We start from the raw sequence: 11,816 nt of genomic DNA, 5'->3' as shown, positions 1-11,816 counted from the left end.
TGTGTTAATAAATAAAAAAAGGAGGAAATTATGAAGAATGTAAGCCCGTTTATTTACGTTAAGGACGTAGATAAATCTTTATGTTATTACAAAGATGTATTTAATGCTCAAACAGAAATACTTATGGGTAAAGATGGTCGAACTTATCATGCCCAACTTATTATTGGTGATGAAACGTTCGTTCATTTCTCCGATACGTTTCATAAGCATCCCGTTTCTAAAAATCCTCATCTTATTATTGAATGTGATTCATTAGAAGAGTTGGAGCGTGTCTATAAAAGGTTAATTGATGATGGTGGTCATGCTAAAGTGAAACTCAATAAAACTTTTTTTAATGCCTATCATGCAGAGGTAAAAGACCATCTCAATGGTATCATTTGGGTATTTAATTACTTTTTAGATGAACATATATAATTGTAATATTTTAATCTTAGTTAGTTGGAAATTTATAATGATTCCAACTAGCTTTTTTTATTTAATAACGTTTATTCGATTTTTAAAAAATTGAGTATTGATAAAAGAAGGAACTTTCTATAGAATGTAAAACGTAATAATTACTATTTACAAAAGAGAGGGTTCTTGAAATGGCGAAAATACCTGTAACTGTATTAAGTGGATATTTAGGGTCGGGCAAAACGACATTACTTAATCATATCTTAAAAAATAGAGAAGGGCGTCGCATTGCTGTTATAGTCAATGATATGAGTGAAGTTAATATTGATAAGGATTTAGTAGCACAAGGTGGCGGCTTATCTAGAACAGATGAGAAATTAGTAGAACTTTCTAATGGATGTATATGTTGTACTTTAAGAGACGATTTGTTACGAGAAGTCGAGCGCTTAATTCACAAAGGGGGTATCGACCAAATTGTAATTGAATCAACTGGAATATCTGAGCCTGTGCCGGTAGCTCAAACGTTCTCATACATAGATGAAGAATTAGGTATTGATTTAACCTCTATATGTCGATTAGATACAATGGTGACGGTTGTAGATGCGAATCGCTTTGTTAACGATATTCGTAGTGAAGATTTATTGGCAGACCGTGATGAAAGTGTTGATGATGAAGATGAGCGTACTATTGCTGACTTACTCATTGATCAAGTAGAATTTTGTGATGTGATGATTATCAATAAAATCGATTTGATTAGCGACGAAGCTTTAGAAAAATTAGAAAATGTATTACGTGCATTGCAACCCGAAGCTAAAATTATTAAAACAGTAAATGCTAAAGTGGAATTATCAGATGTACTTAATACGCAATTATTTGATTTTGAGAAGGCAAGTGAATCAGCTGGATGGATCAAAGAATTAACAGCTGGAGGACATGCGACACATACGCCGGAAACAGAAGAGTATGGGATTACATCATTTGCTTATACTAGACGATTACCATTTCATGCAAAAAGATTTCATCAATGGCTAGAACAAATGCCAGAAAATATTGTAAGAACAAAAGGGATTGTATGGCTAGCGCAGTATAATGATGTAGCGTGTTTGTTATCACAGGCTGGTTCATCTTGTAATATTCACCCCGTTACATACTGGGTGGCAACAATGAGTGAGCGCCAGCAGGAAGCTATTTTGGAAGCACGTCAAGATGTAGCAGAAGATTGGGATATCGAATATGGAGATCGTCAAACGCAATTTGTAATTATTGGTACGGATTTAGATCAAGAAAAAATTTCCCGGGAATTAGATGCATGTTTAATTCGTAGTGATGAGATTGATGAAGATTGGCGATTGCTAGATAGTCCGTATCAGTGGACGTATGATCAAAGAATGTAGTTGATTGATTCATCATTTTAAATGAAAATGTAATACGAATGAATATACTGTGCTGTTTCACGTGAAAAATTAAGTGGACAAGTGCCTTTGAATTCAGAGACGCTTGCCCGCTTAAATATTGAAACCTAAAATATTAATATCGACATATTTTCAAAATCAGTTATTAGTTGCAAAAAATTTCTACGGGCGAAGATGTGATATGACTCGTGCCTAACTATTTTGCAGTTGAAAACAACATTTAAACGATTGCAAATGGTGTGGTAAAGATAAGTAAGGCAAAAAAGTTAATAAAAAATAGGATGATGTTTAACGTCTTATTACCTTTAAACATTGCTATGATATTAATAATAATTGAGATAACAAAGATAATTGCTCCTGGGAAATACCAAAAGTTAAAGTCAGTGTTGTTATAGATGTTCGTAAACATGGTTGTAAAACATATAAAAATACTAATGAGCGTGACAATAATTGATAATAAGCTGGAAATTGAACCCTTCTTCATTTTGTCCTTCCTTTCGATGTCGTTATTTACCAAATGAATCAATAGTCATCGTTGTTTTAATAAACGTGATGCCGTGTTTACCATTATAAGTAAAAATATATTCATTACAATAGTTTATTTTGAAAAGTTATCCAATAATGAAGAGAAGTAAATGTTGGGTGGTTAAAGGTGTTTAAGCGAGCTGAAAATAAATAGACATAAAAAACCACCATCGTAAAAGATGGTGGCTATGTAGAATGTAGACTATTTTTTGAATTTTTTAACGATGTCTACGATAGTTTTAACGACTTCGATGATAGTTGATACGATGCTCATGTTCATGACCTCCTTTCAAAAGGGAAATGTATTTAGAGATGGTTGTTGAATATTCAAAAGCTAACTTATAAAATACTTAACTTTTAAATATTATTTTTGAGTAAATTGATCAATTAAGCCTTTAACAATTTCAACAATTTTAGCGATTACATCTGCCATTTAAATGACCTCCCTTACTAATTTGTTATCTATAGTGTAACTGGAATTTGAATTAAATATGTGCATAGTCCCTAAATTAAAATATCAATGTCTTAAGTGAATGATTTATGTTTTTCACTCAACAGTGAGTTATTCCTAAGTGTTATTTTGTCTTTATACTGTTTACATAAGCTTTACAAAAGGATCTTTGAGTAATTAAGCTTTCAATAATCATTACTATATGATTAATTGAGTCTTATTTTGAGAAGCGTAACCATTGACACTCTTGCTCATTTAAAATATATTAATAGTATTATTCGAAAAGGTAATAACTAAGTCTTGCTTTAGCAATTTTAGGTTGAGTAACCTTGATTGATAGAGGGGAAAGAGTTCTTACTTTACTACAAAATGATATAGGCAGCTTATTTAAATAAAGTGTACGATTTATTTATACTCCGTAAGATTTATATATATATTGAGGATAAAAGTGCGAAACACTTGAGTTAAATTGAAGCCTACAATAGTTTAAATTCTTTCATTATGACATATATGAAAGGTTGGCTATTGTAGGCTTTTTGTTATGTTTTAAATATTTTTTGAGATGGAGGATACGCAATGTTAAGTTCAGAGTTTGTTTTGTTTATGTTTTTTATCACACTTGTCATTGCTATACTGAGTGGATTAATATTTTTGAATCATCAAGTACCCATTCAATATATTAAATTTCATATATATTTACTTGTTTTACCTATCATTGCGGGATTAAGTGGATTAATATTTTTCGGTGAAAGGGTGAATGTTGGACCTTTTGTAGTTGATCATCTTACTTGGTTGATGATGACATTTATTTTGACTTTAGGCTTTATCATTCAAAAGTTTTCTATGCGTTATTTAATTGGTGACATGCATTACCGTAAATATTTTCCGTTTCTTACACTAATTACTGCATTTGCTTCATTGGCATGGTTAAGTGGAGACTTAAGGTTAATGACCATGTTTTGGGGGGCAACATTATTTGTGTTAACACGTCTCATTAAAGTTAACAAATTATGGAAGGTACCTAGGGAAGCGGCAAGAATTTCAGCTCGGTCATTTACATTGGCATGGTTGTCGCTATTGATTGCTGTCATTTTATTGTATATCGCTACAGGAGATTGGTATATTCATTCGAATATGTCAGATGATAATGCAATCAATTATGGAATGCGTCTCTGTATCAATTTACTTATTGTTCTAGCAGTGATTATTCCGGCGGCACAATTTCCATTTCAAGGCTGGCTTATTGAATCTGTAGCTGCGCCTACGCCAGTTTCAGCTATTATGCACGCTGGTATTGTTAATGCTGGTGGCGTGATTCTTACACGCTTTTCTCCGGTATTTAATGACGAAATAGCCATTTCACTGTTATTAATTATTGCAAGCATTTCAGTATTGTTAGGTTCTGGAATCAGTCTTGTGCATGTTGATTACAAGAGACAACTTGTAGGTTCTACAATAAGTCAAATGGGTTTTATGTTAGTACAATGTGCGCTTGGAGCATATTCTGCGGCGATAGTACATTTAATATTGCATGGCGTGTTTAAAGCGACATTATTTCTACAATCGGGTTCTGTTGTTAAAAGATTTAACATCCCTACGCCTCCATCTGTTAAAAAGTCATATGGATGGCTTGTATTTGGTCGTCTACTAGCTATTCTTATAGCGATAATATTTTGGTTGAATAGTGATAGACATGCCTATGATGTATTAAGCGCTCTTATATTAGCTTGGTCGTTAATGGTGTCATGGAATCAATTAGTTGCTTTTAGTCATGGACTCATCGGAAGAATTATCGGAATATGTATGATTATTGTTGTAGCAATTGTTTATATTATTACGCATCATTACTTCTTCACGACATTAAGTACCGTTGATATTCATATTGTTTCACCACCATCCATAAGTATTATTCTATCGATTGCTATTATAGTTTTCGGCAGTATGTTAAGCATATGGGTAGCACGGCGAAGAGAATCAAAGGCATTTGCGAAGTTATACCTATGGCTTATTAAAGTAGGAGAGGCTAAAACCCAATCTATAGAAAGTCATCCCTCATATTTAAAACGATTTTAATAAAGGAGGATAGAAATTATGCTTCAATCAGATATCAATGAATTAGTCAATCAGGCTAAACATGTTATTACACCTTTATCACCGATTTCAACATTTGCTGCACGTAATCCGTGGGAGGGGCTAGAAGATGCTTCTTTTGATCAAGTGGCACATTGGTTAAAAAGTGTAGAGGATATTGACATTTATCCTAATGCGTCTTCCATTCACAGAGCGATTAGTAATAAAGAAATAGATTTAAGAGTATTTGAAGAACGGTTGGATGAAAATCGTGCGCATTATAATAATAGTTCACTATCTGACAGTGATATCAACACATATATTCACAGAGCGAAAAATTTAAAAACGATTGAAGAAGGTTACTTTGATACAAAAGATAACGAGAAACTGGAAAAATGGGTGCAAACTTATTTTAAGGATTATAAGAAAAAAGATGATGTGATAGCGCAAAGTGCTAGTGTTTTCACAAAGGAAGGTACACGACTTATTGATATTTTAGATGCTCATATGATTAAGTGGTCTAAATTATATGTTGATGACTTTCAATCAAGTTGGACCATGCCAAAAAGAGAAAAAGGGTTCTATCATGCTTGGCAACGTTTAGTTAAGCATGATCCGCTATTCACAAAAAAACAACGACTTACTTTAGTACATCTGCCAAATCAAGCAACCGAAGCAATAGAGTACGCCTTTCAAGAATTAGGGGTAAAAGAAGAATATCGACAATCATATATTGAGAGTCATTTATTATCTTTACCAGGTTGGGCAGGAATCATGTATCATCGGTCACAGACACATAGTAATGATGATTACTTATTAACAGACTATGTTGCGATTCGTCTCTCGATTGAGATGGCACTTTTAAAGGACCACCATACAACCTTATTAAAAAAATCTATATATCTTCAAAAAAAGTTAAAGCAAATACGTTATTTGCTATTTAACATACAAATAAATGTTGAGCAGTGGTTAAATCTATCAACTAAAAAGCAACAAGCATACATTGAATTGGTGACACGATTCAGCCCGTTTTATTTTAAAAAGTTATGGTTAGATGCTTGGGAAGAAACGCATGAACGTCGCTTGGTTGATGAAATTTATCGTGTTCCAACCGAAGATACTAATCAAGAAAAAGCAAAAGTACAACTTGCGTTTTGTATTGATGTACGATCCGAACCGTTTAGAAGACATTTAGAAAGTGAAGGGCCTTTTGAAACAATAGGAATTGCTGGGTTCTTTGGTCTGCCAATTCAAAAAGAAGTACTTGATGAGCAATTTGCACATCCATCATTACCAGTGATGGTAGAACCTGCATATCGTATTAAAGAATATGCTGATCAACATGAAATGAAAATTTATAATCAACAACAACATACACTTACATCTATGTTTTATAACTTTAAATTAATGAAAAACAACGTCTTGCCAAGTTTACTTTTGCCAGAATTAAGTGGTCCTTTTTTAAGCATTGCGACTATAGCTAACACAATTTTTCCTAAAAAAGCACAACGTATTGTGCATCGATTCTCACAAAAATGGCTACGTAAACCAACAGGTAAGTTAACTATTCAGCGTGAGCAAGATGCGTATTCAAAACTACCTATCGGCTTTACTTTAGATGAACAGATTCAATTTTCCAAAAAAGCATTACAATTAATGGACTTAACAGATGATTTTGCCCCACTTATTGTTCTATGTGGACACGGTAGTGAATCACATAATAATCCCTATCATGCTTCATTAGAATGTGGTGCTTGCGGCGGTGCCTCGAGTGGATTCAATGCGAAATTATTAGCAGTAATGTGTAATCAAGAAAATGTTAGACGTGGATTAGTGATGGAAGGAATCGATATTCCAAGACATACAGTGTTTATAGCTGCTGAACATCAAACGTCAGTTGATGAGTTAGAGTATATTTATGTTCCACCATTAACTACAGAAGCTCAAAATGCCTTTGACGAACTTAAGCGTGTGATGCCAAAAGTAAGTTATAAAGCTAATTTAGAACGTTTGGCATCATTGCCAAATATAAAAAAAACTGACCAAAATCCTAAAGCTGAAGCGCGTCGTCACGCTAGCGATTGGAGTGAGGTTCGTCCAGAATGGGGCCTAGCACGAAATGCTGAATTCATTATTGGGAAACGTCAAATCACTCAAAATAGTAACCTAGAGGGACGGGCATTTCTTCATAATTATGATTGGATAAAGGATGAAGACGGTGAGATTTTAAATACAATTATTTCTGGGCCGGCACTAGTAGCACAATGGATTAATTTACAATACTACGCCTCAACTGTGGCACCTCATTATTATGGAAGCGGTAGTAAAACAACGCAAACTGTGACAAGTGGTGTTGGTGTCATGCAAGGAAATGCTAGTGATTTAATGTATGGCTTACCATGGCAGTCAGTAATGATGAATGATAAAGAGGCGTATCACGCACCTATTAGACTTTTAATTGTTATTCAAGCACCAGATGCATATATTCAACGTTTGTTAAAACATCATGATCATTTTAGACAAAAGGTTGATCATCAATGGATAAGACTTGCTAGTATTGATGAAAATAATAGTTGGAAAGACTGGTAGAAAATACTCGGTGAGATTAATAATTAAAGATTCATTAGAAGAAATTAAGTTTTTTGATTATTTCAGTTTAATGTTAAACTATAAGTAATCAAGAAATAGGAGTCGCCCAGTTATGAAAAAGACGAAAGGTATTTATGAATCTGAAATTAGTAAAGCCATTACGCAATGGGAAAAAGATTTTTTAGGGAGAGGTTCTTTGTCTGTAAAAACAGACATTCTTCGTGATATGGTGATTGTTAGTTTACAAGGCATTTTGACACCTGCTGAATATCGCGTGTGTAAAACCAATGAAGGGCTTTTAAATATTAAACGTACACGTTCTGAACTTGTAGAGTCTGGTGAAGAGGACTTGAGTCGCATTATTAAAGATTTGACTGGACTTAATGTGAAAAGTTTTCATAGTGATTTAAGTACTATAACCGGTGAACGCGTAATGATTTTTAAGTTGGAAGATCGTTTTGATAAAGCATTACATGAGTAATAAATTATTTAACGGTACTATCTTTAATAGATAGTGCTGTTTTATTTTAAATGCAAAAAGTCATTAAAGAAGATGAATAGACGATAACCTATACCCATTAAATTTGGAATCATAATCATAGTAGCGATGAGTTTATCTGATTTAAAGCCAATGATACATAAAATAATTGGAACTATGTAAAGAATAAACAACCATACTAACAACGTATCAAAGTCTGGATGTAATGGAATAAAAAAACGAATTAAGGTAATAAGGAGCGCAATATAAATCAATATTTTTTTAGTAAACAATGTGTCGCCTCCTCATTAAAATTATATTTTATGTTAAATCACATTATACATTATTGTATATGTAATGAGTATGATATTTTAAAGACATTTAAAGTATTTAAGTAAATGTTTGTTAAGTAAAATTAATGATAAAACACTGATATAGTGTAAAATGAGAAAGAATGATTATGTTTGAGGTGCGAAGACATATTTCGTATTCAAAATAAGACAAAATAACTTAACTGAACCATATTAAAGAAATAGGTGTTGATATGAATTTTAAATATATGAATATAGCAAAAGGGATAATCCCAATTTTAATATGCATGATTATTCTTTTAAGCTTTATCGCTACTCATGTGCTAGCGCATAATCAGTGGTTGGGAATGGTTGATCTTAGCGTGCAAGAGTGGTTTAGTAAACAATTTGGGAATCCTAATAGAGTGTTTGGACATGGATTCATCAACAGCATAATGACGTTTTGCGCTACCTTTGGTGATGTTAAGACTATATTAATTGTGGCTATCCTTATTGCAGTGCTACTTATGTTTTACAAGAAGGTTCAACAAGCAATATGGCTAATCATAACGATGACTAGTGGCGCATTGATTAATTATTTAATTAAGCAAACGATTGAAAGGTCAAGGCCTGAGAATCATTTAAGTATTGATACAGGATGGTCTTTTCCTAGTGGGCATTCTAATATTAATACGTTATTCTTTTTAATGATTATGATCCTTATTATCCCATTAATCCGACAGCGTGCTTTTAAATTTATAATCACAATTTTAAGTATTGTATTTTGGATTAGCGTTTTAATAAGTAGACTGTATTTTCATGCACACTATTTTTCTGACGTTGTAGGAGGCGTAAGTTTAGCGATTATTTGGGTATCGTTATTTATATTAGTGTCACCTTTATTAAATTTTTTGGGGAAAAAGTAAGTGAAAGTAGCTTGAAAAATTTTAAAATATCAATTTTTAGACGGTCTTGAGAGTGCAGGGCGTCTATTTTATATCAACATCTACATAAATAGGAGTGAATGTAAAAATGAAAGTTAAATCACCACAATCAATCTACTTAAAAGGACATCGTCAACAAGCTGTATTGTTATTACATTCTTTTACGGGAACTGTACGTGATGTAAAACATTTAGCACAACAGTTAAATGAAGAGGGGTTTACTTGTTACGTCCCTAGTTATCCAGGGCACGGTTTGCCGCTTAAGGAATTTACTAAACACAATATTAATGATTGGTGGGAACAAGTTACTTCAGCATATCAATTTTTAAGAAATGAAGGATATAGCAGAATTAATGTGACAGGCGTATCATTAGGTGGATTATTTACTTTAAGGTTGGCTGAACATTTTAATTTAGAACGTATAGCTGTGATGTCAGCCCCACATAAAAAGCGTGAAAGCGAGATTGCGTGGCGTCTTGAAAGGTATGGGCATCGAATGAATGAAATTTTGAGTTTGAGCGAAGAAGAACGTCGTCACCAAATGGAAACCATCTTGTCCTATGATAAAGAAATTGAAGTATTTCAAGGTGTAATTGATGAAATTATGGCTTGTCTTACAAATATTACAGTACCAGTGAATATTATGTATGGCGAAGAAGATGACCCATTATATGCTCAAAGTGCGCAATACATTTATGATAATGTAAATAGTCAAGATAAAGAACTTCTCAAATTTGAAAAAAGTGGTCATCTTATGACATATGGTGATAAAGCATACAAAGTAGAACGATCTATTATTCAATTTTTTAGTAAATAAAGGAGTGTAGGAATATGAAACGTACATTTTTATTAACTTATACAACCGTATCAGGAAAAATATATACGGAATTTAAAACATTTGAAAATGGTCCCGATTACGATACATGTGTATCACGAATCATAGATGAATTTGATGAATTGGCATACTTATATATTAAAAAAGATGTTGTACATTATATTAATGTTGATCACATTGAAAGTCTAGACATTGAAGAAGTGACAGAGGGACAACACATTACTTATGATTTTGAATAAAAATACAGCAACAATCCATAAATATCAAAAAATGTGTATTTCATTATTCTGACAATATATAGGTACATTGCACATAAAATAAACTCATGATAAAGTAGGACTTAAGCATTTTAACACTTTAGCGCTTTAAAGGGAGTTGGTAATTTGAGTGGTCATTCACAATGGAAAACGTCTACCGGTTTTATATTAGCTAGCGCAGGTTCTGCAATAGGGTTGGGTGCAATGTGGAAGTTCCCATATATGGCAGGTATATATGGCGGTGGCGCTTTTCTTTTAATGTTTTTAATTTTTACTATATTTGTAGGACTACCACTGTTAATTATGGAATTTACGGTAGGTAAAATGGGGCGTACATATACAACGCAAATATATAAGAAATTAACGGGAAAGAAATGGCTTAATATTATCGGGTGGAATGGTAATTTAGCCGTATTTATATTATTTGGTTTTTATAGTGTTATTGGTGGTTGGATTATTATATATATAGGTTATGTCATAGCACAAATCGCGATTTTTAAATCAAGTACGCTGACAAATATTCAATTTGAAACAATTATTAGTAATCCATGGTTGACTGTTTTAGGTCAAGGCATATTTATTTTGATAACAATGGTAATTGTTATGTTAGGTGTTGAAAAAGGTTTAGAAAAAGCTTCTAAAATAATGATGCCTCTATTATTTATCTTTTTAATTATTGTTGTAGCACAATCTTTAACTTTAGAAGGTGCTTTAGAAGGTGTACGTTATATACTGCAACCTCGAGTTGAAGATATGTCTATTCAAGGGGTACTATTTGCGTTAGGGCAATCGTTTTTTACGCTGTCTCTAGGTACAACCGGAATGATTACTTATGCAAGTTATGCACCTAAAAATATGACGATAAAGTCTTCAGCACTTTCAATTGTCGTAATGAATATTTTAATTTCTGTCTTGGCTGGATTAGCTATATTTCCTGCGCTTAAAACATTTGGTTACCAACCCCAAGAAGGACCTGGCTTATTATTTAAGGTCTTACCACTAGTGTTTAGCGAAATGACTTTTGGTACATTCTTTTACTTTATATTTTTACTATTATTCTTATTTGCGGCATTAACGTCTTCTATATCATTATTAGAGTTAAATGTATCTAATTTTACTAAAAATGATAATAGTAAAAGACAAAAAGTGGCAATCATAGGTAGTATACTTGTATTTATCATTAGTATCCCAGCAACATTATCTTTTAGTAGTCTAAGTCATTTGCGTTTTGGCGCTGGTACTATATTTGATAATATGGATTTTATTGTATCTAATATTCTTATGCCATTAGGGGCATTAGGAACAACATTGGTGGTTGGCCAATTACTAGATAAAAAATTATTAAAAGAAAGCTTTGGGAAAGACAAATTCAACCTATTTTTACCGTGGTATTATTTAATTAAGTTCATCATGCCCATTGTCATTATTTTAGTATTTATAGTTCAATTATTTTAAATCATTGAGACGTTATTGATAAAACTAAAACAAACGGTCAATTCCATTTTTTAGTGGAGTTGACCGTTTTACTATATAAAGAATGATATGTAGTTGATTCGAAATATCTATTAGCAT

The 11,816-nt window shown here is 32.6% G+C and carries 12 protein-coding genes; 9 read left to right on the top strand and 3 right to left on the bottom strand.

What is annotated here, in order from left to right; all coding sequences use genetic code 11:
* Positions 1-30: 30 nt before the first annotated feature.
* Positions 31-414 (top strand): VOC family protein, encoded by a 384-nt coding sequence (locus HMPREF3058_RS04485; RefSeq protein WP_002447716.1) that lies wholly within the window; start codon positions 31-33, stop codon positions 412-414.
* Between the two features lie 170 nt (positions 415-584).
* Positions 585-1,787 carry a GTP-binding protein gene (locus HMPREF3058_RS04480; protein ID WP_002486465.1) on the top strand — a complete coding sequence of 401 codons (1,203 nt, stop codon included), beginning with the start codon at positions 585-587 and terminating at the stop codon, positions 1,785-1,787.
* A gap of 745 nt (positions 1,788-2,532) precedes the next feature.
* Here the strand turns inward: HMPREF3058_RS04480 and HMPREF3058_RS12120 are convergent.
* Positions 2,533-2,604, bottom strand: coding sequence for a phenol-soluble modulin PSM-delta (locus HMPREF3058_RS12120; protein ID WP_087587975.1), 72 nt, complete (start codon positions 2,602-2,604; stop codon positions 2,533-2,535).
* A 90-nt stretch (positions 2,605-2,694) separates the two neighbouring features.
* Positions 2,695-2,763: an alpha-1/alpha-2 family phenol-soluble modulin gene (locus tag HMPREF3058_RS12475; RefSeq protein WP_096824640.1), complete on the bottom strand. Its 69-nt coding sequence runs from the start codon at positions 2,761-2,763 to the stop codon at positions 2,695-2,697.
* Between the two features lie 594 nt (positions 2,764-3,357).
* Between HMPREF3058_RS12475 and HMPREF3058_RS04475 the strand changes: the two genes are divergently transcribed.
* The 3 genes from HMPREF3058_RS04475 (at position 3,358) to HMPREF3058_RS04465 (ending at position 7,921) form a co-directional block, all read left to right on the top strand.
* Positions 3,358-4,854, top strand: coding sequence for an NADH dehydrogenase subunit 5 (locus HMPREF3058_RS04475; protein WP_002491716.1), 1,497 nt, complete (start codon positions 3,358-3,360; stop codon positions 4,852-4,854).
* A gap of 18 nt (positions 4,855-4,872) precedes the next feature.
* The gene (locus HMPREF3058_RS04470; RefSeq protein ID WP_049386163.1) at positions 4,873-7,440 is read left to right on the top strand and encodes a DUF2309 domain-containing protein; all 2,568 of its coding nucleotides are present in this window, start codon (positions 4,873-4,875) and stop codon (positions 7,438-7,440) included.
* A 112-nt stretch (positions 7,441-7,552) separates the two neighbouring features.
* Positions 7,553-7,921, top strand: a complete 369-nt coding sequence (locus HMPREF3058_RS04465; RefSeq protein ID WP_001829349.1) for a Na-translocating system protein MpsC family protein — start codon at positions 7,553-7,555, stop codon at positions 7,919-7,921.
* 41 nt (positions 7,922-7,962) lie between these two features.
* Here HMPREF3058_RS04465 and HMPREF3058_RS04460 read toward each other — a convergent pair whose 3' ends face one another.
* On the bottom strand, positions 7,963-8,211 hold the full coding sequence (locus tag HMPREF3058_RS04460) for a hypothetical protein (protein ID WP_002447720.1): 249 nt from the start codon (positions 8,209-8,211) through the stop codon (positions 7,963-7,965).
* Between the two features lie 251 nt (positions 8,212-8,462).
* Between HMPREF3058_RS04460 and HMPREF3058_RS04455 the strand changes: the two genes are divergently transcribed.
* From HMPREF3058_RS04455 to HMPREF3058_RS04440, 4 genes are all read left to right on the top strand, one after another.
* Positions 8,463-9,134 (top strand): phosphatase PAP2 family protein, encoded by a 672-nt coding sequence (locus HMPREF3058_RS04455; protein WP_002491679.1) that lies wholly within the window; start codon positions 8,463-8,465, stop codon positions 9,132-9,134.
* Between the two features lie 106 nt (positions 9,135-9,240).
* A complete protein-coding gene (locus HMPREF3058_RS04450) occupies positions 9,241-9,969 on the top strand; it encodes an alpha/beta hydrolase (RefSeq protein WP_002502299.1) in 729 nt (242 codons plus the stop codon).
* A gap of 14 nt (positions 9,970-9,983) precedes the next feature.
* Positions 9,984-10,226, top strand: a complete 243-nt coding sequence (locus HMPREF3058_RS04445; protein ID WP_002491710.1) for a hypothetical protein — start codon at positions 9,984-9,986, stop codon at positions 10,224-10,226.
* A 144-nt stretch (positions 10,227-10,370) separates the two neighbouring features.
* The gene (locus tag HMPREF3058_RS04440; protein WP_002491683.1) at positions 10,371-11,699 is read left to right on the top strand and encodes a sodium-dependent transporter; all 1,329 of its coding nucleotides are present in this window, start codon (positions 10,371-10,373) and stop codon (positions 11,697-11,699) included.
* Positions 11,700-11,816: the final 117 nt, after the last annotated feature.

It is taken from the genome of Staphylococcus sp. HMSC068G11 (assembly GCF_001815825.1).
Taxonomy (GTDB): Bacteria; Bacillota; Bacilli; order Staphylococcales; family Staphylococcaceae; genus Staphylococcus; species Staphylococcus epidermidis.
The sequence above is the reverse complement of the archived record's forward strand: the minus strand, read 5'-3'. Positions and strand labels throughout refer to the sequence as shown.

Bases quoted from the DNA above. Each gene is read 5' to 3' on its own strand.
- HMPREF3058_RS04485 (WP_002447716.1), top strand. From the start codon at position 31: ATGAAGAATGTAAGCCCGTTTATTTACGTTAAGGACGTAGATAAATCT.
- HMPREF3058_RS04465 (WP_001829349.1), top strand. From the start codon at position 7,553: ATGAAAAAGACGAAAGGTATTTATGAATCTGAAATTAGTAAAGCCATT.
- HMPREF3058_RS04450 (WP_002502299.1), top strand. From the start codon at position 9,241: ATGAAAGTTAAATCACCACAATCAATCTACTTAAAAGGACATCGTCAA.
- HMPREF3058_RS04470 (WP_049386163.1), top strand. From the start codon at position 4,873: ATGCTTCAATCAGATATCAATGAATTAGTCAATCAGGCTAAACATGTT.
- HMPREF3058_RS04480 (WP_002486465.1), top strand. From the start codon at position 585: ATGGCGAAAATACCTGTAACTGTATTAAGTGGATATTTAGGGTCGGGC.
- HMPREF3058_RS04475 (WP_002491716.1), top strand. From the start codon at position 3,358: ATGTTAAGTTCAGAGTTTGTTTTGTTTATGTTTTTTATCACACTTGTC.
- HMPREF3058_RS04445 (WP_002491710.1), top strand. From the start codon at position 9,984: ATGAAACGTACATTTTTATTAACTTATACAACCGTATCAGGAAAAATA.
- HMPREF3058_RS04455 (WP_002491679.1), top strand. From the start codon at position 8,463: ATGAATTTTAAATATATGAATATAGCAAAAGGGATAATCCCAATTTTA.